The organism is Streptomyces sp. NPDC087906, assembly GCF_055584925.1.
In genome coordinates this window covers 374,686-395,836 of sequence record NZ_JBVJLC010000006.1, presented here as the reverse complement: position 1 = coordinate 395,836, position 21,151 = coordinate 374,686, and the positions used below count along the sequence as shown (strand labels likewise).

Sequence of the window (21,151 nt, the reverse complement as noted above, 5' to 3'; positions counted from 1 at the left end):
GCAACGATGCCGATCATTCGCGTCAGCCTGCTGGAAGGCTGGACCACGGAGCAGAAGGCAGAGGTCGCCCGCGAGCTGACGGAGTCCCTCGTCTCCGTGCTCGGCGAGGTGTCCCGTCCCTACATCTACGCCGTCGTGGAGGAGATGCAGGCCGGCGCCGTCGCCTTCGGCGGCAACGTGATCACCCACGAGATGAATCTCGAGGCCCTGGCCACCTCGGCCCTTCAGCACCAGAAGGTGGTGAACGCCCGGCGGACGGAAGAAGCCTACGATGCCCTGGCGAGCGGAAACCGGCAGCTCATCGCGGGCTACTGGGACGACGACGTGACCTGGTCGGTGCCCGGCAGTCACCCGCTCTCGGGCGTCAAGAAGGGGATCGGGGAACTGCTCGCCTTCCGCGTCGCACAGGAGCGGCTCACCGGCGGCACCTTCCGTGCCGAACGGAGCCACCCCTTGGTGGACGGTACGACGGTGGTGGTGCGTCTGCGCGAGGCGGCGGTGAGGGAGAACGGGCACAGCCTGGCTGTCGACGTGCTGCACACCCTGGAGTGGGCGGACGGCCGCATCGTCTCCGGCAGTGAGGCGTTCGGGGGCACCGCGGCGGCGGACAACGACGCCTTCTGGAGCTGATCCTGCCCGTACTGGAGCTGATGAGGGGGCGCCGTCGCCGGACGGCGCCCCCTTTCGGGTGCGAGCAGGTGCGCCACTACGGCGACGTGGGGTTGAAGTACTCCACGAAGCGGCTGATCCGCCCGGTCGCGTCGAACTCGAAGATGCCGACGTTCTCGTTGCGGTACGTACCTCCGTCTGCGAGATCGCCGTGCGGAAACCAGCGGGCGAGGAAGCGCCCCGGGTGCAGCAGCGGTTGGATCTCGGTGGCTGGATAGCGCAGCCGTACGTACTTCGCCGCCTCGGCCGCGTAGTGGCGGTGCAGCTCCTCGCGGCCGTACAGGGCGCGCGCGGGACCTTCGGCGGCGTAGGGGGCCGACACCTGGCAGTCGGGGGCCCACAGCTCTATCCACGCGTCGATGTCGAGGGCCTCCAGCAGCCGGAAGTACCGCCTGAGGGCGTCGTGGTTGCGGGCCCGTATCTCCTCGTCCGTGCCGGGGGCGGATTTCTGCATGTCGAGTCCTTTCGTCGCGCCGGCCGCGACGCCGTCACGGCACCGTGTCGGACGGGGCCGGACGGGGGCGTGCGCGGAACGGCAGGTCCGGCCGCGGCCGGGGTCAGCCGGCTTTCGCCACGGGACGGCGCAAGCAGACCAGGGCCAGTACGGCGCCGACGAGGCAGACGATTCCCGCCGTCAGCATGGCTACGTGCAGGCCGCCGAGCGTGGCGAGCGTGGATGTCGTCGTCGCGGCGAGAGCGTTGCTCCGTGCGGTGACGATAGCGGCAAGGCTGGCGGTCCCGATGGCTCCGAGGAACTGCGGCAACTGCGAAAGGCCGCCGGCGATGCCCTGCTCGTCGTCGCGGAGACCCGACGTCATGGTGGTGATGAAGGCGACGACAGTCAGCACGTGCCCGAACCCCATGGCGCCGGAGGTGACCAGCAGCAGCGCCAAGCCGCCGTGCGCCGGCAGGAAGAACATCAGAGCCGTGCCGACACCCTGCACGAGCAGGCCGGTGAACATCGTCTCGACGTTGCCCAGAGCCGCGATGATCCTGGCCGCGAACATGCCGCCCACGAGAGCGGTGAGCCCCTCGGCGAGGAACCCGGCACCGGTCGCGAGGGCCGAATAGCCCAGTACGTCCTGCATGTAGAGGCTGAGCAGGACGGACGTGCCGCCGCACATGCCCAGGGTGATGAAGCCCAGCAGCCCGCTCCACTTCACCGTCGGCCTGTTGAGCAGCGCCAACGGGATCAGCGGGTCCGGGTGACGCCGCTCGGCCAGAAGGAACACCGCGAGCGCCACGACGGCCAGAACGAGCGAGGCCAGCGTGGAGGCGCTGCCCCAGCCGGCCTGGGCACCGGTCGAGATGCCGTACACCAGGGCGAACAGGCCGATCATCGCCAGGGCCGCCCCCGGAACGTCCAGTCGGGCGCGGGAGCGCGTGTCGGTCCGGGGAAGCAGGACAAGGGCGCCGACCAGCACCAGGACACCGATGATCACCAGGATCAGCATGGTCCAACGCCAGCTCAGCCCGCTGGTGATCACCCCGCCGGCGAGTGTGCCGACCACGAAACCGAGGGAGAGCACGGCACCGTTGATGCCCAGAGCCCTCGTGCGGCGTGGGCCCTCGGGGAAGACCGTCGTCATCAGCGCGATCGCCGTGGGGGCGATCATGGAGGCGGCCACGCCCTGTCCCACCCGGGCGGCGATCAGCATCGCCGGCCCGACCGCCAGCCCGGCGAACAGCGAGAACACCGCGAACAGGGCGACGCCGACGGTGAACAGGCGGCGCCGGCCGACCATGTCGGATATCCGGCTGAACAGCGGGAGCAGGCTCGCGGTCGGCAGCAGACAGGCCGTCGACACCCACTGGAGCGAACCGGTGTCGGCGAAGTGCAGGCCGCGGCCGATCGCGGGCAGGGCGACGGTGACCACCGAGTAGTCCAGGCCGGTCATGAACGTGGCACCGCAGAGAGTGAACAGGACCAGCCAGCCCCGGAGTCCGAGGTCCGTCGTCCCCTCCTCCCCGGTTGTCGCACGCTTTGTATCGGTTGCCGCCATCGGAACGCCTCTCACAGGAAATCGGCGGGGCCACCCTGGCCCCTGCGCGGGACAGGTCTCCAGGCTGGAGCGGACAGGAGGCCTTACCCAGACGTCTGTTGGGGGTACACCTGTCAGGTGCAGGATCCGGGGGGCGGTGGCCGCGGAAGAGGCTTCGCCCCCGCGGTCCTGGCCGGGACAGCCGCGCGGCACGGAACCCACTGCGTCAACTTGCCGAGAAATCCGCGCTTCGGCTCTTCTTTCTTTTCCTACCGGCATCGCGTGCGGTTACATCGACAGCGTTCCGGCGGACCCGTTCAGGATTACCGCCGACGTCCGCCACGCCCCCGGGAGTCATCTTGCTTTTCTATGTCCAGATGAAGTGGAAGCACGAAGGCCGCATCACACTCGACGAGTTGTGGGAGATCGAGCAGGAAGAGGCCGAGCACGCCCAGGAGACGGTCGACTCGGGTTTCTGCGTGGGTATCTGGAAAGTCGCGGCACAGAAGCGTGTTCTTGCCATCATCGATTCCCCGGACGCGGAGGAACTCGACCGGACGGCACTCGGCCGCCTCCCGATGCGCGAATTCCTCGAATTCGAAGAGGTGTGGCCGCTGCGGGACTATCTCGGGTTCGCGGAGGACGTCAAGCGCCGCTACCGCGTCTGACCGACGGATCCCCCCGCACCGCCTCGATTCGCCGAAGAAACCGACGGGACCGACGAGAGGAATCACCATGATCCATCAGCTCATTTTCGCCGCTCCGAAGCCGGGCATGAGCGAAAAGGAATTTCACGACTACTGGGTCGAGCAGCACGCCGTCCGCTTCGCCAGCAAGATCCCGCAGATCAGGAAGTACGCCGTCGACACAACACTTGCCGTGAGCGGTATCGGTGAGCCGCTGTGGAACGGCATCGCCGAGATCTGGCTGAAGAACGAGGAGGAACAGCTCGCCTCCCTGCAGACGCCCGAGTTCCTTCAGGGCGCGCGGCTGGACGAGCCGAACTGGGCCGCGTTCTGGCGCACGGTGGTCCTCGACACCGACACCGAAACGGTGGTCAGGGGCGTGCCGGAGAACACTGTGCAGCCCGGCGTCAAGCTCGTACTGCTCGCCAAGAGGCGTGAGGGCACGGGCACGGAGGAGTTCCGGCGGCACAGCCGCACTGTTCACGCCCCGCTGGTGGCCCGGATCCCGGGCCTTGCCCGCTACGACCAATCCTTCACCCGGGACTCCTGGTACGGGATCAGCGAGCCGCCGTTCGACGCCGCGTACCACCTCTGGTTCGACAGTCCCACGATCCTTGAGGCCGCGGTGAGGTCCGCCCAGTACGCTGCCGTGGAGGCGGACTTCAAGAATTTCGTCAACGAGCGCTACCTGCACGCCATGGCCGTCCGAGAGAACTGGGTCGTCGGCCCCGAACCGCGCTGACCGTCCGCCACCGGCCTCCCCGGCCGCCGGTGCCCGCGAGTGACCGGTCCCGGCAGGGAGCACCTGCCGGGACGGCCGCGGTACGGGAGCCTGTCGGCCGGGACACTGATTCTGCCTGCACCTGACAGGTGCAGGCAGAATCAGTGCGTGAGAGGGCATGGTGGAGGATATGGACCGCCGATCAGAGCTTGGTGAATTCCTGCGCACCCGACGGGCCCGGCTGAGGCCGGAGGAAGTCGGTCTCTCCGACTACGGCGGTCGGCGGCGCGTGCCCGGCCTGCGCCGTGAGGAGCTGGCCCAACTCGCGGGCGTGAGCGCCGGCTACTACACGCGGCTGGAGCAGGGCCAGAGTCCCAACGCCTCTGACGCGGTCCTCGACGCGATCGCCCGTGTCCTGCGGCTGGACGAGGCCGAGCGCTCCCATCTGCAGAGCCTCGCCCGGTACCGGCCGCCCAAGCCACGCCGCCACCCCCGTCCCGAGCAGCTTCGCCCCGGCGTGCAACTGCTGATCGACGGGTTCGGGGACCTGCCGGCCCTGGTGATCGGCCGCAGCACTGACGTCCTGGCCTGGAACCGCACGGCCCACACGCTGCTGGCCAGTCACCTGCCGTTCGAGGGCCCCTGGCAGCCGAGGCAGCGGCCCAACATCGCGCGGCTGATCTTTTTGGACCCGCACACGCGGGAGCTGTACGCGGACTGGCGTTCCAAGGCCCGGGACACCGTGGCGGATCTGCGGCTGATCGCGGACCGGTATCCCGACGACCTCGTGCTGACCGAGCTGATCGGCGAACTCACCATGAAGAGCGAGGAGTTCGCGGCGCTGTGGGCGTCGCACCCGGTGCACAGGTGCGTACCGCACCTCACCCGGGAGTTCCGCCATCCTCTGGTCGGGACGCTGACGCTCAACAACGAGTTGCTGGACCTGTCCACCGACGCGGGTCAGCGGATGGCCGTCTTCACCGCGGACCCCGGCTCGCCCTCGGCCGCGGCGCTGGCCCTGCTCGCCGATCTGTGCGGCCCGGAAGTCGGCGCCGAGAAGACGGCCGGCGGCACCCCTGCGGCACCTTTCCCGGCGCAGTAGCGGCACAGCACGGCAGATCCGCTCCCGCCCCGCGTGCGGAGCGATCCTCGGTCCGGGCGGCGCCCCTTCCCGCCCGGACCGGCACCGCCGCCAGGACCGAGGGCGCCCGATGCCTACTTCGTTGTGTTCACGGGGCTCCCACCGCGAGCGTCAGACCGTGTTCCCTGCCTTCCACGAGGTCCGCGTAGGCACGCGCGACCTCGGCGGCGGGCACGCCACGGGCGGGATCCTCGCCCAGTGCCCGCAGGGTCTCACGCACCCACCCCGGGCTGACCGCGTTCAGCCGGACCCCGGCCGGCATCTCCATCGCCGCCGCGTACACGAAGGCTTCGACGCCCGCGTTGATCACATGTCCCGGGGCGCTGCCCACCACCGGCTCCTGGAAGTAGCCGCTGGTCAGTGTGATCGAACCGCCTCTTCGCAGCAACGGAGCAGCACTGCGGACGAGGTCCGCCTGGCCGACCAGTTTCTCCCGCAACCCGGCCCAGAACTCGCCCGAACCGCCGAACAAGGGGGCCATCCCTCCCCCAGCCGCGCAGCACACCACGGCGTCGAGATCGCCGACCTGTGCCAGCAGGGCTTCGACGGTGGCCGAGTCGGCCATATCGACCGTGAGGGGACCTGAACGCGACGCCCGCAGCACCTCGTGGCGCTTGCTCAATGCGGCACACACCGCTCCGCCGATGGTACCCGTCGCACCGATCACCAAGATCTTCATCACAGTCCCGTTCTCCCAGGTGACTCCCGCGGGCACGTCATGCCCAAGAGACAAGCCTGGCGGAATGCGACGAAGTCAGCCATCCCTCTCACAGGGGTACATCTGCGATGACTACCTTGAGCGGTCCCACCGTCAGAACGAGGCGTCAGGTCCGCGCAGCGGCATGTGCTCACGCCGGGATCCGTCGTCCGGCCGGCCGCCCGCCTCGACCGGATTCACGTCGCGCAGCCGGAACCAGCCCATGACCAGGAACGCCAATCCCATCAGTATCGCGCTCCCCCAGATGGGCGAACGGTACCCGAGCCCCGCGTCCATGCCGAGACCGCCGACCAGCGGCCCGACGGCCGCCCCGACATTGAACGCGGCCGTCGAGAATCCGCCACCGAGCATCGGTGCCTCCACGGCCGTCTCCAGGGCACGGGCGACGAGGGTGGATCCCACCGCGAACCACAACATGCCCAGGAAGAAAAGCAGCGCCAAAGTGGCTATCACATCGGTGACGGCGAAGGAAAGCGCCACCCAGCCCAGGAGAAGCACGGCACTACCGAATCCGATCACCTGCCGGGGCCGAGCGTCCGCCAGTCGGCCGCCGATGTTCGCCCCGAGAAAAGCGCCGGCCCCGAACAGAGCCAGCACCCCGGGAACCCAGCCATGAGGAATTCGGGTGACGTGCACCACGATGGACGAAACATAGGTGAACGTACAGAAGGTGGCCGCATTGACTGTTGCGGCGAGCAGCAGTATCAGAATGACCTGCGGTCTTTTCAAGGCGCGCATCTCCCGCCGGACGCCCGGCCGTTGGCCGGCTTCTTCGGTGGAGGGGGGAACGGAACGCATCGTCGCGATGACAGCCGGTACGGAAATGATGCTCACGGCCCAGAACGCCGCGCGCCATCCCCACAGCTCTCCCAGTTCCGCCCCGGCGGGGACCCCGATCACACAGGCGACGGTCACCCCGCCGAGCAGCACCGACGTCGCTCGGCCACGCAACCGGGGCTCGACCAGCGCAGCGGCCGCGGACAGTCCCACAGCGAGAAATCCGGCATTGGCGACCGCCGCGACACCCCGCATGGCAAGAAGCAGCCAGAAATCCTCACTCAGCGCGCCGACAACATGGGAGAGCAAGAAGACCGAAAGACAGGAAAGCAGGGCACGTCGACGTGGCCAGCCGATACTCACGGCGGCCATGAGCGGCGCCCCGACCACCATTCCGACTGCGAACACCGACGTCAGCGCGCCTGCGAGAGAAAGGGAAACACCCATGTCGTGCGCGATATCAGGAGTGAGTCCGGACAGCATGTACTCCGACGTCCCCTGAGCAAAGGTGGCCAAGCCGAGGACATACACCACGAACGGCATACGGGAACTCTCTCTTCCGCCTCAAACCGGAAAACAAGACACTGTCAGTGCATCACGCATCGGGCGAAAGGCCGGTCTCGTGGAGGCTTCCCGGCGCCTTCTTGGCAAGTCCGGGCACCCGCCGTCGCTACACCGGCCGGATCACGCCGATTCGCTTCCCCGGCCGGGTCCCGCCGGAACACTCAGGCCACGCGCATCAGTTCGGGAGCCGGCCGCCTGGCGGGCGAGACGTCGCCCAGGAGTTGAAAGGCGTGGGCGGCGGAGACCAGCGTCATATGATGATGCCATCCGGGATAGGACCGCCCCTCGAAGTCCAGCAATCCCCCGTCGCGCCGCATGGAACGCAGGGCCAGGCGTGCCCGCGCCGGCGCTCCCGCGAGCCGGAGAATCTCGGCCGGCTTCTCGTTCACGAGGTCGGCCACCACCGCGAACGGCGCCTGCTTGAGCTGCTCCGGATAGCCGAGGACAAGTCGGTGCAGCGGACCGTCCGGTCTCAGCCGGACCGTGCAGGCGCGCACTTGGTGCCGGCCGGAAGTGGGAGGGGCGGCGAGGTCCGCCGCCGGACCGGGGAACGAGGCACGGCGTACGAGCTGGCTCACCGTCACCGGCCGTTCGGGGCCGCCGGTCGGGAAGACCACGGCGCTATCGGGAATCCGGGCTACGAACCCTTCACACGACTCCGACAGCAGGCCCAGTAATCGGCCGCCCCGCGGCATCCGAGTCAGGTCGGCCACAAACGGTGGCCGGCGGCCGCCACCGGGCTCCCGTACGGTCCGAAGAAGATCACCGATGCAGTCCTCGGCGCTGGGCGGTTCGTGCTCGTCGGGGATGCGGGCGGATTCGCGCAGCCCCTGATCGGTCCGCCACCGACCGGGGAGCACCAGCCTCCAATCGACTGGCAGCGCCACACCCTCCCCGTCCAGGAAGAGGCCGACCCCGAGCTGGCAGTTGACCGTGCGGTGAGCCTCGTCGCTGTAGCGCTGGTGCACTCCCACCGAATGGCTGCCGCGCTTGGGGAGTTCGGCGACGGAGACCGTCCAACTCGACACCGCCACCCGTTCCGCGACCCAGTACGCGAGGGCGCGCCGCACCGGACGCCAGTCCCAGGGGCTGTCGTTGAGGAACTGCTGCAGCGCCTGCGAGGTCCTCGGGGACGAGGAGACCACGGCCGCCATCCGCCGCAACGACTTCTTGCCCGGGGTGGCGAGCAGGCCCGTCATGTACTCCCTGGCCCGCGCGCGCTGATCCGATCGCGTCAGGTCGACGAAGATTCGGTCGGCGAACCGTGCCACCGCACCCGTATCAGGCGTAACGGCTCCGTCGCGACAGATGTCGGCGCTGTCCTGCACAACTCATCCTCCGGGGCGCTGTGGTCGGGTCCAGGCTACAAACATAGAGAGCACTCTCTTTGTTTTCCAGCGACTTACCGAAGATGCAAGGTGACTTGAGCAAGTCATGACCGTGTCAGGCCCCGGGGCGGTTACGGTCCCTCCGGCGGATCGCCGAAAGTGCGGCCGGCGGGTTCGCCGCGCACGGCTACGACGGCACAATCCCGGCTCACGAGGGCGCCGCCGCGAAGGTCACCACACGCGCGCTGACGTCCCACTTCCGGCCAAGGCGTCGCCGGCCCGCGCGCCCCCGGGCAACGCCGTCAGGTGGTACTGACTTCGGCGGCCCGCCGGTACCAGGCGGCGCTTCGCGCGAGTCGGGCGAGGGGGCCGGGGCCCGGGTCGACGCCCAGCAGCGACCAGATTCCGTCACTGAGGTAGTGGTGATCCAGCGTCAGTAGCTCAAGCTGACGTTCACCGAACCTCCCCGTGGAGCGCCGCAGCAGCGTACGGCAGGTCTCCCAGTCGGCGACGCCGTCCGCGGGGGCCGCGAGGCCGTGCCGGCTCAGCTCCTCGCGTAAGGCGGCGGTACTGACCGCACGGGGGTGCGCGGCGTGCTGAACCCCTTGGCCACGGCGGGCGCCGGTGACGGAGGCAGCCACCAGGCGGGCGAGGTCGTCCACGTCCACCACCGACTGCAGTCCGGTGCCGCGGCCCCACTGCGGCGGGACACGGCGGGCCAGTTCGGCGAACGCGGGCACCACCCACACATCCCCCCGTCCGACGATCAGATTGGGGCGCAGTACGAGTCCGCCGGCGCCCAGCGTGAAACTCTCGGCGGTCAGCCGGCTCGCACTGGCCGCCGAAGAAGGGGCCGGCGCCAGGTCCGGCACGTCCGCTCCGCGATGCGGTCCCGGCCCGTACACCGCCGAGGTGGAGATCTGCACGATTCGCTCCACGCCGGCGTCGGCGGCTTCGCGCATGAGATGCCTGGTGCCGTCGATGTTGACCGCACGGCACAGTTCCGCGTCCTTACCCACATAGGACGCGGCGTGTACGAGGGCGTCCGCGCCGGCGAGCAGGCCGCGCACGCCCGCCGGAGAACTCACGTCGGCGGACACCCGGCGCACGACGCCGTTCGGGTCCTCGGGGACGGCTCGGCGCGAGACGGCGACGACCCTGACCGGCCGGCCGCCTGGCCCCGCAGTCATGGCCAACCGCCGCAGGACGGCCGAGCCGACGAAACCCGTCGCTCCGACCAGTACGACGCTCCACGGCCTCACATGTGCCCCTCGTCCGGATGCCGTCCGATCTTCAGCGCACCCGAGACCGGGGGCTCCGCCACGGCCGGCAAGAGATACGTCCACAGATCAGTGATGCGCTCCACGAGGTCCTGGTGCCGGGCGCTGATCCGGGACAGTAGCTGCACCCCGCTGTAGGCGCCCACCAGGATCCGGGCGAACTGGGCGGGCACCACATCCTCGCGAAGCTGCCCCAGCGCCTGCGCGGCGATCAGTTCGTCCTTGAACGCCTCTATCCACAACAGATAGGGGGCGTCATCCTGGAGGCCGAACGCCCCCTGTTCGACGGACAGTCGGACCCCCGCACGGAACAGGACGTTCCGCTGCAGCTCGCGCGCGAGCACGAACGTCCTGTCGATGAGGTGCTGCAATCCGAGCGGACCGGGCACCACCGGCAGGTCTGCGGCCTGCTCGGCCATCACCGCGCGGGCCAGTTCATCCTTGGACGCAAAATGGAAGTAAAGAGCACCCATGGTGCAGCCGGCCCTACTGACGATCTTGGTGGTACTCGTCCCCGCGTATCCATGCTGGTCAAACTCCTCGGCGGCTGCACGGACCAGCGCCGCTCTCGTCTTCACCGCCCGCTGTTGCTGTGGATGCACGTACTAATTCCCCTCGACAAAGAAACAGAGCGCTCTCTAGGTTATGGGGGGAACGCGGATATGCCTCCCCGCCGACCAGTACCTCACACACCTCCCACCGGTTCACCTCCCCTGAGGGGTCCTTGATGCCTGCCGCCGCCCCCGCTCCCCAGTCCGGCGCACGCCCGAACGACGGTACCCTCACGCCACAGTCGGCGAAGGTACCGAGGTCGCTCGTACACAAGAAGGACGAAGAACAGGTACTCCTGCAGAACTGGCGGCACACGGGCGATGACACCTTCACCGCGGTAGCCCAGTGGCCTCCCTTTCACCACGCCGCCGACAGCACCCACTACCAGACACTTCTCGCTGAGAGCGTGCGGCAGTGCATACCGCTGGTCAGTCACACCGGCTACGGGGCGTCCCTCGACCACCGCCAGATATGGGAACACTTCCGCCTCACCCTGCACCCCGCGGCATTACGTGAGAACACCGGTGCCGCCGCCCTGGACCTACGCGTGCACTGCGAGGACATCACGCGCCGCCGTGACCGTCTCGCCTCACTGACCATGCACGTGCGCATGTACCGCGGTACCGAGCACATCGGCACCGCGGACACCCGCTTCCACAACCAGCCGCCTGCCCTTTATCAGCGGCTGCGCGGCAATTACGGCGACGTTCACCTCGCCATGGCGAACGCTCCCCGTCCACCCGCGCCGCTCCCACCCCACCTCGTCGGGCGCGCACACGACAAAGACGTAGTCCTCGCCCCGACCGGCCGGTCCGGCCTGTGGCAATTGCGGGTCGACGTCACACACCCGCTCTACTTCGATCACCCCATGGACCATGTCCCCGGCATGATCCTCCTCGAAGCCGCCCGCCAAGCGACAGCACACGCTCTCCATCCCCTCCCCGCCGTACCCTCCGCGCTCCACGCCCAGTTCCACCACTACGTCGAACTCGACGCCCCCTGCTGGATACAAGCCACCCACACCGAACTCCCCCACGACCGCACGCACGTGCAGATCACCGCAATCCAGAACGACCAAGCCGCCTTCACCGCCACCCTCACCGCACAGACACGACACGCGACCACCAACCACGATGTCGGCCAACTGTTCTGACGTCATGTCAGCACGGGCACGCCTCGCGCTGCGGCAGCATCGGCTTCGTCGTCGAGACGTCCATTCTGCTCGCCGTCAGACAGGTTAGGCAAAGGGCGTTCGCCAACTCAGGCGACGATGGCGACCATCTGGCCGACGACGGAGCGATGATCCGCGGGGGTGCGAGTGGCCGGGATCTCGGGTGCGTGGCCGCCGGGTGGTGTGTCAGACCATGGCTAGCCGGTCCACCAGCAGCTTCACCCTCCGCTCTGCTTCCGCCGGCGGCAGCCGCCCCGCCCGGGTCAGGGTCGCCACCCCGTGCAGGGCCGCCCAGAACACTTCGGTGAACAGCCCCGGGTCGACGCCGTCCCCGGCGACTTCTCCCAGGCACTCCAGCAATGCGGCGAAGGCGTCCTTGAGGGGTTCCGGGGTGTCCTCGGCCGCGAACGGCAGGCCGCCGTCGAGCTGGAACATGGCGTCGTAGACCGCCGGGTTGCGCTCGGCGAAGTCGAGGTACGTGCGGGCGAGGTCGGTGACCCGGGCGCGGAGGCCGTCCGCTGCGGCGGTCGCGGCGCGTACCGCCGCGGCCATCTCGGTGGCGCCCTCCAGGGCGACGGCGCCGATGATTTCCCGTTTGCCGCGGAAGTGGCTGTAGAGGACGGGCTGGCTGTACTCGATGCGCTCGGCGAGCCGGCGGGTGGTGACCGCGTCCCAGCCCTGCCGCTCGGCGAGTTCGCGGGCCGTCGCCACGATGAGACGCTCGCGGGCCGCCCGTTCGCGCTCCTTGCGTTCCTGTACCGACATGATCTGATCCTAGCATCGCTAGACAATCGAGCAACAACAGGTCTAGCGTTGCCTCAACAGCTAGCAACACTAGATTTTGAGGGGTTCGTCATGTTCCACGCTCTTGAGGTCGTCACCATCGTGGTCGTCGGCGTGATGGTGGGGGTGGAGTTCGCCGTCGCCTTCGTCATGAACCCGATCTTCAACGCACTCCCCGACGACAGCGGCCAACTCGCCCATGCCCACGGAGGCCGGATGCTCGGCGCCGTGATGCCGGTCTGGTACATCGGCTCGGTCGTCCTCGTCGCGACCTGGGCCGCCACCGGATGGCACGACCACGGCACCGGTCTCGTCATCACCGCCGGCGCGCTGCTCATCCTCAGCGTGATCATGTCGCTCCTGCTGCTCGTCCCGATCAACAACCAGGGCAAGACGTGGACCCCCGAGAACCGGCCCGACGACTGGAAGGAGCAGTTGAACCGCTGGCTCCGCTTCCACTACGCCCGCGTCGGCGTCATCATCGCCGCGTTCGCCCTGCTGGCGGCCGCCCTCACGTGACCCGCGGGCCGGGCTCCTGCCGCTTGCAACCGCCTGGCTCCCCACGCGTCGGCCGCGTACGTGGCGTCCGCGGAGGTGCCGGTGTGCACAGGTCGCCGCTGACACCGGTCACCTGGTACGCCACCTGCGGCAGGTCCAGTTCGGGCGGGGACGTGCAACCCGGCTGACGCGTCTGCGCGCGCCAATGATCAATGATGAACGCGATCATGTCTCAGTTGGCCCCACCGGCAAGGCCACCGTCTACGCCTGGAGTACTCATGACCGACTTGCGGCAGGCGCACGACGCCGCTCGCGCGATCGCCGCGACTACGCTCGGACGGGACCCCGGTCCTATGGCAACCGCTGAGAGCAGTTCCCACCACGTGTTCGTCGGCTCGGACGTCGTCGTGAAGCTCATTGACGCCGCCGGGCACGCGCGTCTGAATCGGGAGATCGCCCTCGCGCCCCACCTGCCTGCCGGCCTCACAGCCCCTCTGCTCGACAGCGGGATCCGCCGGTTGGGGACGCGCGACGTCCGCTACGCCTGCTACGCACGCGTGCCGGGAACGTCTCCCGGTATGGGCATGCCCGGAGTTGACGGCGTGACCGCGCGCTCGTTGGCGCGGGAGGCAGTTCAGCGGCTCCACCGCCTGCATAACTGGACGCCTGCGGGCGACGCCGAACGGGTGCTCAGGGAGCCGCTCGACCACGGCGGATTCACCAGCCGGGCCGCGCTCTTCACCGAGGTGGAGAACCTCGCCGCCCTGGACCGGCACGCAACCATCCCTCGCCGCCTGCTCGACGGGCTGACGGCGATCGCGGAGCGGGCACCACTGCGTGCACGGGCAGTCGTCCCGGTCCACGCGGACTGCCATTGGGACAACTGGCTTGTGCGGGATCTGAGCGTGACGGCACTGCTGGACTTCGAATGGGCCCGCTTCGGGGAGCCTGTCGACGACTGGTTCTTCCTGGCCCGTTTCAGCGGCCCGCACGCGTGGACCGTGCTCGACGTCGTCGCCCAGGTGACGGCGACCTCTCCAGAAACCCTCCGTGCGGAATGCGAGGTCCGCGAAGCGGCCCACCTCGCCTCCGACCTCCGCGTCGCGCTCGAACAGCCCGACACGGCTTCGGCGATGGCCGCGGACAGGCTGCGGTCACTCAACGAACTCATCATCGGGCGCTACTGGTGGCGCCACACCGGGTGATGCCAGTAGCGGGCCGCAACGGAGAGCCGCTGCTCCATCAGAACAGCGGCCAACCGCGCCCGCCACGACTGCTCAGCCCGCCGTGAACGTCCAGCTTCCGGAGCCCACTTGGAAGGAGACGGATCGGTCCGTGCTGACAATCCGGCGGGCGCCCGCCGGTGCTCGTACCTGGTCTCCCTCGGTGTGCAGGGGGACTTGGACCACCGCGCGGCTGTTGGTGGGGACAACGACCTTCAGTTGCAGCCCCGTTCCCGTCCTGCGCCACGTACTGGCCACCCGGCCGCGCACGGTGTCCTGTGTGGCCGAGACGTGGTCGAGTGCGGCGGGTACGACCGGTGCGACGGTGATGTCGCGGTATCCGGGGCTCGTGGGGCGGATTCCCGCGAGGACGGTGTAGAGCGAGGAGTTGATGCCCGCGAACATGGCGTGGTCGTGCGTCTCCATCGACGAGCTGTACAGCCACTGCTCCCAGCTCGTGGTGGCGCCGTGGGCCAGTTCGAAGCCGAAGCCGGGGTACGTCCGCTGGTTCAGCATCGTCATCGCCAGGTCGATGCGACCGATCCGGGCCAGCGCGTCGACCAGGTAGCGCGTGCCGAAGATGCCGGTGTCCAGGTGGCTGTTGTCGTGGTCGACGACGGTGCGTACGAGTTGGTCGCCGACCGCACGTACGCGGTCCTCCGGGACGAGACCGAGGGCCAGGGGCAGGATGCTCGTGACCTGGCGCCCGCTGCCGTAGGTGTCACCGGCGGCGTTGAGGAAGTGGGTGTTGAACGCGTCCCTGATGCGGGCGGCCAGGGAGGTGAAGTGCCGGGCGTCCTCAGCGTGGCCGAGGGCGTCGGCCGCCTGCGCGGTGGAGCGGGCCTGGCCGTAGGAGAGTGCGGTGTTGACGAGGGACACCTCGCTGAAGCACTGGCCCGCGTCGGGGCCGCCCATGCCGTCGTTGGCTTCCGGCCGGCGGTCGGGCGGGCACCAGTCGCCGAAGCCCTTGTCGTCGGGCCAGATCAGTCCGGGCGCTTCGGCGGCGTTGCGGTCCACGAACCGCTTCATGTCCGGATACGCGCTCTCCAGGGCGTCGCGGTCGCCGTAGCTCTCGTACAGGGTCCAGGCCAGCGAGACCTGGCCGCCCGCCATGTCGGGATACTGCGACTTGACGTCGTCGGACGGCAGCGCGGTTCCGGGTGGCATGTCCTTGAGGTAGTTGGCGTAGAAGGCGTCCATGCCGAACTCACGTGTGGCTGCGTCCCGGTATGCCTGTACGTCCATCGCGGGAGGGGTGCGTTCGTCCCGTACCGGGGTGTCCGTGGGGGTGCTCATCGAGTTGTTGAGGATGCTCCAGCGGTTGTTGCGCCAGATGCTGTCGAACAGATCGCTGGAGGAGTCGAACGATCCGGTGGATTCGACATCCGCGTGCACGACTTGGGCCCGGACGTCGTCGGCGTGCGGGGTGCCCGGGTATCCGGTGATCTCCAGGTAGCGGAATCCGTGGTAGGTGAAGCGCGGTTCGTACGTCTCGCGCCCACCGCCTCCTGCCAGCGTGAAGGTGTCGGTGGCCGCGGCGTCGCGGTTGGTCGCCGTGTCCAGCGTGCCGTCGCCGTTGAGTTCCTCGGCGGTGCGCATCGTGATGCGCGTGCCGGCCGCGCCGCGGGCGCCTATCCGGGGCCAGCCTGCGATGTTCTGGCCGAAGTCGTAGACGTAGGTGCCGGGTTGGGGCTGAGTGACCGTGACGGGTGCAAGGGTGTCCGTCACCCGGACCGGAGGCAGGGTGTTCGCGTGCAGCTCTCCGTCGGGGGCGTCGACCCCCGCCGCGTCCTTCCAGGCGTGGTCGTCGAAGTCCGCCGCGTCCCAGCCGGGTTGCTCCTCGCGCGCGTCGTAGGACTCGCCGTCGTACAGATCGTCCGCGGTGATCGGCCCGTCCGACCACCGCCAGGACGGATCGGTGCTGACCGTGCTGTGCGTGCCGTCGGTGTACGTGATGTCCAGCAGCATGATTGCCTGCCGGGGACCCAACCAGCGGAAGCCGTACGGGTTGTAGCCCTCTCCGTAGCCGTGCCCGAGCCACAGGCCCACCGTGTTGTCGCCCTGGTGCAGCGCCTTGGTGACGTCGTAGGTGTCGTACAGCACCCGGCGGTCGTAGGGCGTGGCGCCCGGAGCGAGGACGTGGTCGCCCACCTTGGCACCGTTCAGGTGCAGTTCGCCGACGCCCAGACCGGACACGTAGGCCCGAGCCTGGGCCACTCGCTTTCCCAGCGTGAAGTCCTTGCGCAGCAGGGGCGCGCCGACGGCGGGGTCGGACGCTCCGATCCACTGGGCTCCGCGCCAGTCGGCGGACGAGGCGAGAGCTGTCTCCCAGTACGAAGGGGCGCTCCAGGCGGAGGAGTTGCCGTGCGTGTCCCAGACCCGGACCTGCCAGTAGTAGCGCGTGCCCGGATCGAGCGGGCGACCGCCGTAGGTCACGCCGACGGATTCGGCCGACGGCTGCCGCCCGCTGTCCCAGACGTTCGGGGCGCCGTGGTCCAGTCTTCCGGCGGACGACGCGACGCGGACCTGGTAGGCGCTCTGCTCCGTGCCGCGTTCGTCCGAGGCCAGCTTCCAGCCAAGTCGCGGATGGGCGGCCTCGACACCGAGGGGGCGCGTTCTGCCGTCGGCGGAGACTCCGGTGACGCGCAGCCCCGTATGCGCCGAGGCGGGGGACCGTCCGGTGGCGAGGGATGTTCCGGTGGCCGGGGACGCTCCGGTGGCGGGAGTCGCGCCGGTGAACAGGGCCGAGGCGAGCAGCGCGATCGCACAGAAGGGGGCGGCCACGGTCGACGTGAGGGACGGTGTGCCGGGTCGGAGCACGATGCGGACCTTTCGCACAGCATCGTCCGCAGTTCCGCCGCGGCGATGGATGGAACGTTTCAACGTCCGCCAGTTATAGCAAGCGGACGGAGACTCCAGAACCCCCTGAACCAAAAAGCCACAGAATCTGACGTCCTCATTGTGGGGATTGTGTTCGCTCTCTAGGGTGGGCGCGGCTCATCAGGTGTTTCCTGCCCCCCACCCGATGCATAGCTCGTTATGCATATGTCGGCACACGAGGAAGGCCCCCGCCATGGCACACTCGCACCCGAACTCGTCCCCGAACCCGAGCCGTCACTCCCCCGGCGGTTATGTGAGCCGCCGTCGCCTCCTCGAAGCGAGCGCCGCCGTGCTCGGCGGCCTCGCCCTGTCCGGAGCGCTGCCCGGCGCGCTGTCCGGTGCCCGCGCGTTCGCCGCCACCGGCGACGGCGTCCAGGCCGCGGGTGACGAGTGGAACGGGCACATCGACGTCGTACGACTCGGCACCGAACCGCCGCACACCACTCTCATGCCGTACGCGAACCTCAAGCAGGCTCTCGCCGCCGACCGCACCACGTCTCCGTGGCGTCAAAGCCTCGACGGAGACTGGAAGTTCGCATACGTGGACCGGCCCGCCGACAAGGACGAGGACTTCTACCGCACCGACCTCGACGACTCCGACTGGGAGACGACGCCGGTCCCGTCGGCCTGGCAACTGCACGGCCACGACTACCCCATCTACATCAACATCACCTACCCGTGGTGGGGTCCCAACGGCCTCGGCGAGGACGCGCAGCCGCCCGCCGCGCCGACCCGCTACAACCCCGTCGGCCAGTACCGGCGCACCTTCACCACGCCGAAGGGCTGGGCGGACCGGCGCACCTTCCTGCACTTCGAGGGGGTCAAAGCCGCTCACTACGTATGGGTCAACGGCCAGTTGGCCGGTTACCACGAGGACTCGTACACCCCCGCCGAGTACGACATCACCCCGTACCTGAAGGACGGCACCAACCAGGTCGCCGTCGAGGTCTACCGCTACTCCGACGGCGACTGGCTCCAGGACCAGGACATGATCCGCCTCAGCGGCATCTTCCGGTCGGTGTACCTGTATTCGACGCCCGGTGTCCACATCCGGGACTTCAAGCTCGACACCCCGCTCGGGGACGGCTACAGCAGCGCCGAACTGTCGGTCACCGCGCACGTACGGGACTACGCGGGTGGCGCCGCGGGGGCGGCGTACACGGTGGAGACGCAGCTCTACGACGCCGACGGGCATGCCGTATGGGCGCGGCCACTCAGCCGGCGCGCCGCACCCGGCGCCGGCGAGGCGACCGCCAAGGGCTCCAAGTCCGTTCCCTCACCGCGCCTGTGGTCCGCCGAGGATCCGTACCTGTACACCGCCGTCCTGCGACTGCGCGACCCCGCCGGCAAGATCGTGGAGACCCTTTCGCACCGGATCGGGCTGCGTGAATTCGCCCTCACCGACGGACTGATGCGCATCAACGGACAACCGGTCACCTTCCGCGGCACGAACCGGCACGAGATGCACCCGGAGCGCGGCTCGGCCCTCACCCGCGCCGACCTGGTCGACGACATCACGATCATCAAGCGGCTGAACATCAACTCGGTCCGCACCTCGCACTATCCCAACAATCCTCTCTGGCTGGAACTGGCCGACGAGTACGGTCTCTATCTCGTCGGTGAGACCAACCTTGAGACGCACGGCGTCAACGGCCAGTACCCCGGCAGCCACGCCGACTGGACGACTGCGTGCGTGGACCGGGCGCAGAACATGGTCCACCGCGACAAGAACCACGCGAGCGTGGTCATCTGGTCGCTGGGCAACGAGGCCGGCTCCGGCTCCTCCTTCCGCGCCATGCACGACTGGATCCACTCGTACGATCCGACGCGCGTCATCCAGTACGAGGGCGACAACTCCCCCGGCACCAGCGACATCCGGTCCAAGATGTACGAGTCGCCGAGCCGGGTGGAGGAGCGGGCGAAGGACACCTCCGACACCCGGCCCTACGTGATGATCGAGTACGCCCACTCGATGGGGAACTCGACCGGCAACTTCAAGGAGTACTGGGACGTCATCCGCCGCTACGACGTCCTGCAGGGCGGCTGGATCTGGGACTTCGTCGACCAGGCCCTGACCTGGCCCACGCCGGCGCGGACGCTGCTCACGGAGACCGGGCCCGCCGGGCTGAAGGGCGAAGTCATCAACCCCTCGGGGTCGTTCGACCGCGAGCACGGCGTGAGCGGCGCGACCGTCTTCGCACGCGACCAGCGGCTCGACGAGCTGACCGGCTCGCTCACCCTTGAAGCCTGGATGACCCCGCACGTCCGCGGTTTCCACCAGCCGATCCTGGCCAAGGGCGACACCCAGTACGCGCTGAAGCAGAGCGACAACGGCCTGGAGTTCTACATCTACGCGGGCGGCCAGTGGATCGCGGCCAACTGGACCACCCCGGACGGCGGATGGACGGACAAGGAACACCACGTCGCGGGGGTCTTCGACGCGGACACCGGGACACTGACCCTGTACGTGGACGGCGCGGCCAAAGCCACGAAGACCAGCGCCCAGGGGCCCAGCAGCAACACCGCTTCGCTCTCGCTCGCCGGTGAAGTAGAGAACCCGACACGGGAGTTCAGCGGTACGATCCGGCAGGCCCGGGTGTACGCGCGCGCCCTGAACGCGGCCGAACTCGCCGACGAGAAGCGCGGTCCCGGCGACGACGGCGTGCTTTTCTGGTTCGACGCGAAGACGGCCCGGCACGAGGAGAAGAAGGCCCGCGCGAAGACGTTCCCGGCTTATGGCGGCGACTGGGGCGACAACCCCAACGACGGCGCGTTCAGCGGCGACGGCATCGTGCTGCCCGACCGGGGGCACACCGGCAAGGCGGCCGAGGTCAAACGGATCTACCAGCCGATCACCGCGACCCGCGCGGAGGGCGCGGCGCCCGGTGAGGTCACTCTCACCAACGACAACCTGTTCACCAACCTCCGTGCCTACAACGGGTATTGGGAGCTGGCACGTGACGGTGAGACGGTGCGGCGCGGCACGCTCAGCCGCGCCCAGCTCGACGTGGCACCGCTGACCGGCAAACGCATCACACTGCCCGTCGGACTGCCCCGCGACCCCGCCCCCGGGAGCGAGTACTTCCTCCAACTGTCCTTCACCACCAAGGAGCGTACGCCGTGGGCCGACGCAGGCTTCGAGGTGGCGCGGGTCCAACTGCCGCTCGCCGCGGGCAGCACTGAGGTTGGGCTGGCGCCGCACGCGAAGCTGGCGCACGTGAAAGTGCCGCTCGCGCAGGTGCCGGAGCTGTCGTACCGGAGCAGCGACTCCGCGGCCACCGTCACCGGCCGCGACTTCGAGGTCGCCGTCGACACATCGACCGGCCTCATCACCTCGTACAAGGCGGCTGGCACGAAGCTCCTCACCTCGGGACCGGTCCCCAACTTCTGGCGCGCCCCCACCGACAACGACCGCGGCAGCGGTCAGCACACCCGCAACCAGACCTGGCGGGACGCGGGCGCGCGCCGGAAGGTCACCGACGTGACCGTGCGCGACCTGGACGGGCGCGCTGTCGAGATCACGGTCAAGGGCACACTGCCGACCACCACCGCGTCCGCGTACACGACGACCTGCACCATTTTCGGCAACGGCGAGATCAAGGTCGACAACACCCTGAGTCCGGGCGCCGCCACCCTCCCGTACATCCCGGAGATCGGCACGATCCTGTACCTGCCAGCGGCTCTGGAGCAGCTCCACTACTACGGACGCGGACCCGAGGAGAACCACTGGGACCGCAACGACGGCACCGACGTGGGGCGTTGGTCCGGCACCGTCAGCGAGCAGTGGTCTCCGTACCTGCGCCCGCAGGAGAACGGGAACAAGACCGACGTGCGCTGGGCGGCACTCACCGACCGGCGCGGGCACGGCCTGCTCGTCAGCGGCGACGGCCTCCTGGAGATCAACGCCTCGCACTTCACCCCCGAAGACCTGTCCGTCGGCGCCCGCCACGACTACCAACTCACCCCCCGCGCCGAGGTCGTTCTGCGGGTCAACCACCGGCAGATGGGCATCGGCGGCGACGACAGTTGGGGCGCACAGACGCACGACGCCTACAAGCTGCTCGCCGACCGGGACTACGCGTACACGTACCGGCTTCGTCCCCTCACGGACGTACGACAGGCGACGAGCCTGTCACGCCGGCCAACAGCGGTGGAATAGCCCCTGCTTGGCGCTGATC

General features: G+C 68.9%; 17 protein-coding genes. 8 read left to right on the top strand and 9 right to left on the bottom strand.

All coding sequences use genetic code 11. The features are described from left to right. Nucleotides 1-6 precede the first annotated feature (6 nt). Nucleotides 7-630 carry a tautomerase family protein gene (locus ACZ63I_RS20640; RefSeq protein ID WP_469340426.1) on the top strand — a complete coding sequence of 208 codons (624 nt, stop codon included), beginning with the start codon at nt 7-9 and terminating at the stop codon, nt 628-630. A gap of 76 nt (nt 631-706) precedes the next feature. On the opposite strand, the gene ACZ63I_RS20635 is transcribed toward ACZ63I_RS20640, so the two are convergent. Both ACZ63I_RS20635 and ACZ63I_RS20630 read right to left on the bottom strand, forming a co-directional pair. Continuing rightward, nucleotides 707-1,123 carry a nuclear transport factor 2 family protein gene (locus tag ACZ63I_RS20635; RefSeq protein WP_469340425.1) on the bottom strand — a complete coding sequence of 139 codons (417 nt, stop codon included), beginning with the start codon at nt 1,121-1,123 and terminating at the stop codon, nt 707-709. A gap of 103 nt (nt 1,124-1,226) precedes the next feature. Beyond that, nucleotides 1,227-2,594 carry an MFS transporter gene (locus ACZ63I_RS20630; protein WP_469340527.1) on the bottom strand — a complete coding sequence of 456 codons (1,368 nt, stop codon included), beginning with the start codon at nt 2,592-2,594 and terminating at the stop codon, nt 1,227-1,229. A gap of 416 nt (nt 2,595-3,010) precedes the next feature. On the opposite strand from ACZ63I_RS20630, the gene ACZ63I_RS20625 reads away from it, so the two are divergent. The 3 genes from ACZ63I_RS20625 to ACZ63I_RS20615 all read left to right on the top strand — a co-directional run bounded on the left by ACZ63I_RS20625 (nt 3,011) and on the right by ACZ63I_RS20615 (nt 5,160). Continuing rightward, nucleotides 3,011-3,319: a muconolactone Delta-isomerase family protein gene (locus ACZ63I_RS20625; protein ID WP_041999492.1), complete on the top strand. Its 309-nt coding sequence runs from the start codon at nt 3,011-3,013 to the stop codon at nt 3,317-3,319. Nucleotides 3,320-3,386: 67 nt separating this feature from the next. Next, a complete protein-coding gene (locus ACZ63I_RS20620) occupies nt 3,387-4,079 on the top strand; it encodes an EthD domain-containing protein (protein ID WP_469340424.1) in 693 nt (230 codons plus the stop codon). Nucleotides 4,080-4,248: 169 nt separating this feature from the next. Next, nucleotides 4,249-5,160 carry a helix-turn-helix transcriptional regulator gene (locus tag ACZ63I_RS20615; RefSeq protein WP_469340423.1) on the top strand — a complete coding sequence of 304 codons (912 nt, stop codon included), beginning with the start codon at nt 4,249-4,251 and terminating at the stop codon, nt 5,158-5,160. Nucleotides 5,161-5,287: 127 nt separating this feature from the next. Here ACZ63I_RS20615 and ACZ63I_RS20610 read toward each other — a convergent pair whose 3' ends face one another. The 5 genes from ACZ63I_RS20610 to ACZ63I_RS20590 all read right to left on the bottom strand — a co-directional run bounded on the left by ACZ63I_RS20610 (nt 5,288) and on the right by ACZ63I_RS20590 (nt 10,468). After that, complete coding sequence (locus tag ACZ63I_RS20610; RefSeq protein ID WP_469340422.1) at nt 5,288-5,878, bottom strand: short chain dehydrogenase; 591 nt, start codon at nt 5,876-5,878, stop codon at nt 5,288-5,290. 132 nt (nt 5,879-6,010) lie between these two features. Beyond that, nucleotides 6,011-7,237 (bottom strand): Cmx/CmrA family chloramphenicol efflux MFS transporter, encoded by a 1,227-nt coding sequence (locus tag ACZ63I_RS20605; RefSeq protein WP_469340421.1) that lies wholly within the window; start codon nt 7,235-7,237, stop codon nt 6,011-6,013. Nucleotides 7,238-7,419: 182 nt separating this feature from the next. Then, nucleotides 7,420-8,529: an IS701 family transposase gene (locus ACZ63I_RS20600; protein ID WP_469340420.1), complete on the bottom strand. Its 1,110-nt coding sequence runs from the start codon at nt 8,527-8,529 to the stop codon at nt 7,420-7,422. Nucleotides 8,530-8,888: 359 nt separating this feature from the next. Next, a complete protein-coding gene (locus ACZ63I_RS20595) occupies nt 8,889-9,848 on the bottom strand; it encodes an NAD-dependent epimerase/dehydratase family protein (protein WP_469340419.1) in 960 nt (319 codons plus the stop codon). Next, a complete protein-coding gene (locus ACZ63I_RS20590) occupies nt 9,845-10,468 on the bottom strand; it encodes a ScbR family autoregulator-binding transcription factor (RefSeq protein WP_469340418.1) in 624 nt (207 codons plus the stop codon). Before ACZ63I_RS20590 ends, ACZ63I_RS20595 begins: the two co-directional genes overlap by 4 nt. 125 nt (nt 10,469-10,593) lie before the next feature. Here ACZ63I_RS20590 and ACZ63I_RS20585 point away from each other — a divergent pair, with 125 nt between their 5' ends. Further along, nucleotides 10,594-11,571 (top strand): ScbA/BarX family gamma-butyrolactone biosynthesis protein, encoded by a 978-nt coding sequence (locus ACZ63I_RS20585; RefSeq protein ID WP_469340417.1) that lies wholly within the window; start codon nt 10,594-10,596, stop codon nt 11,569-11,571. A gap of 204 nt (nt 11,572-11,775) precedes the next feature. Here ACZ63I_RS20585 and ACZ63I_RS20580 read toward each other — a convergent pair whose 3' ends face one another. Beyond that, nucleotides 11,776-12,354 carry a TetR/AcrR family transcriptional regulator gene (locus ACZ63I_RS20580; RefSeq protein ID WP_469340416.1) on the bottom strand — a complete coding sequence of 193 codons (579 nt, stop codon included), beginning with the start codon at nt 12,352-12,354 and terminating at the stop codon, nt 11,776-11,778. 90 nt (nt 12,355-12,444) lie between these two features. On the opposite strand from ACZ63I_RS20580, the gene ACZ63I_RS20575 reads away from it, so the two are divergent. Both ACZ63I_RS20575 and ACZ63I_RS20570 read left to right on the top strand, forming a co-directional pair. Continuing rightward, nucleotides 12,445-12,891 (top strand): anthrone oxygenase family protein, encoded by a 447-nt coding sequence (locus ACZ63I_RS20575; RefSeq protein ID WP_469340415.1) that lies wholly within the window; start codon nt 12,445-12,447, stop codon nt 12,889-12,891. 257 nt (nt 12,892-13,148) lie between these two features. Next, nucleotides 13,149-14,075 carry a phosphotransferase family protein gene (locus tag ACZ63I_RS20570; RefSeq protein ID WP_469340414.1) on the top strand — a complete coding sequence of 309 codons (927 nt, stop codon included), beginning with the start codon at nt 13,149-13,151 and terminating at the stop codon, nt 14,073-14,075. A 72-nt stretch (nt 14,076-14,147) separates the two neighbouring features. Here ACZ63I_RS20570 and ACZ63I_RS20565 read toward each other — a convergent pair whose 3' ends face one another. Beyond that, the gene (locus ACZ63I_RS20565; RefSeq protein ID WP_469340526.1) at nt 14,148-16,835 is read right to left on the bottom strand and encodes a family 78 glycoside hydrolase catalytic domain; all 2,688 of its coding nucleotides are present in this window, start codon (nt 16,833-16,835) and stop codon (nt 14,148-14,150) included. 331 nt (nt 16,836-17,166) lie between these two features. Here ACZ63I_RS20565 and ACZ63I_RS20560 point away from each other — a divergent pair, with 331 nt between their 5' ends. Further along, nucleotides 17,167-21,132, top strand: a complete 3,966-nt coding sequence (locus ACZ63I_RS20560) for a glycoside hydrolase family 2 TIM barrel-domain containing protein (protein ID WP_469340413.1) — start codon at nt 17,167-17,169, stop codon at nt 21,130-21,132. Nucleotides 21,133-21,151 lie beyond the last annotated feature (19 nt).